Source organism: Camelimonas sp. FR25 (assembly GCF_059740505.1).
Genome location: NZ_JCAWFG010000024.1, coordinates 1 through 1,634, shown reverse-complemented (window position 1 = coordinate 1,634; position 1,634 = coordinate 1). Strand labels below are relative to the sequence as shown.

The following is a 1,634-nucleotide window of genomic DNA, read 5'->3' as shown; positions in this document are numbered from 1 at the left end:
GGCTTTGGCTCGCGACGCGCGCGCGATGTCCTGTTACAGGCGCGCCTTCATTGGTCGATCTGAAGTTGGTGGCCTGGAAGTCGCCGACAACGCCGGTCTGCCGCTCGCCCAGGAGAAGCGTGGCGCCGCAGGACCGGGCCAAACGGTCTGCGGCGGGATGGCGCCTGACAATAAGCGCCTCGCGAGGGGGGTGATCGCGCTCGCGCCTTGGCGTCGGATACGGCGCGTTGCGGTGGAAGTGCGCGTTCAGCAGGCTACCGGGGTCGCTCTACTCACATCCAGCATTCGGCTACCGTAAGCAACGTTTGGCGCTGCAGGCTGGATCTCACAGTCCCAATCCGCTCACCCCATTGGCAAGCAGCCCGTCAGCGGAAGCCTGATGTGACAGCTTGCATCACTGCAATTCCATCTCACTGGTGCTGCGGCCTCGTGGAAGAGGGTCGCGATAAATGCCGCAAAATATCTCAGCAGGCAGCACCAATGTCTGTCCAACAACGTCCGTCTGTGAGGCAGATGGGAGTGGGCGCCATAATGGACGTTAGAAATTTTAGGCGTTACTCCAATAGACTGTATGCATTAAAGAGATTAGTAACTTGTGTTTCCGTAATTATTTATGTATTTCTTGGAGCGATCGGGTCAGAGCTAGAATCGTGACGGATTATGGCGGCCAAATTTGTTATCTCTCTTGATTTCGAATTGTTATGGGGCGTGCGCGATCATGCGGATCGACGGAGTTATGGACAGAATGTACTTGGCGCTCGTATCGCTATTCCGCATATGCTCGCTATGTTTGTTGACAGCGGCCTTCGCGTGACGTGGGCGACAGTTGGGTTTCTATTCTGTGAATCGAAAGACGAGATGCTCGCCTCGTCTCCGCAGTTACGTCCAAGCTACGTGGATGGGTCGCTATCCAGCTACCGGTATTTTGATGAAGTCGGCGAAAATGAGCGCTCTGATCCGTATTATTTCGCGCCATCGCTGATTGAAGCCATCCGCCAGGCGCCGGGTCAGGACATCGGCACGCACACTCTCTCCCATTATTGCTGCCTTGAAGATGGGCAAACACTTGCGCAGTTTGAGGCTGATATTGCAGCGGCCGTTACATTGGCTCAGCGCCGCGGAATTCAACTGCGTTCAATTGTCTTTCCGCGCAACCAGTTTAACGCCAGTCATGTCGCGGTTTGCGGCCAATATGGAATCACCCATTTCTGCGGCAATCCGACCGGTTGGGCATATAAGGCGGGGAAAGGCTCGGAGCAGACACGGGCGCGGCGTGCTTTAAGGCTGGTGGACGCCTATTCGGGCCTCCTCGGCTCGCATGCGTTCGACAGGGCGCATGGGCATCCTGTTGATGTGCCCGCGTCGCGCTTCCTGCGGCCCAACGCCGGGCGTCTGGCGCCGCTCCATCCAGCGCATCTGGCCACCATCAAGCGCGGGATGACAGCGGCCGCCCAGAAAGGCGCTGGGTATCACCTGTGGTGGCACCCGCACAATTTCGGGCTCAATCTGGAAGAAAATTTGCGTGGCCTGGCTGTCATCATAAGGCATTTCAAGATGTTGCAAGATCAATATGGCATGCAATCCCATGCGATGGGGGATTTGGGTTGAGTGACCTCACATTCACTATTGAGCCT

2 protein-coding genes are annotated in these 1,634 nt (G+C 56.7%); both read left to right on the top strand.

The window, feature by feature from the left end:
- Positions 1-298, top strand: a 298-nt coding sequence (locus tag AC6A67_RS03545) for a hypothetical protein (RefSeq protein WP_498035185.1), incomplete at its 5' end; no start/stop codon positions are given.
- 362 nt (positions 299-660) lie between these two features.
- Positions 661-1,608: a polysaccharide deacetylase family protein gene (locus AC6A67_RS03540; protein WP_498035184.1), complete on the top strand. Its 948-nt coding sequence runs from the start codon at positions 661-663 to the stop codon at positions 1,606-1,608.
- Positions 1,609-1,634 lie beyond the last annotated feature (26 nt).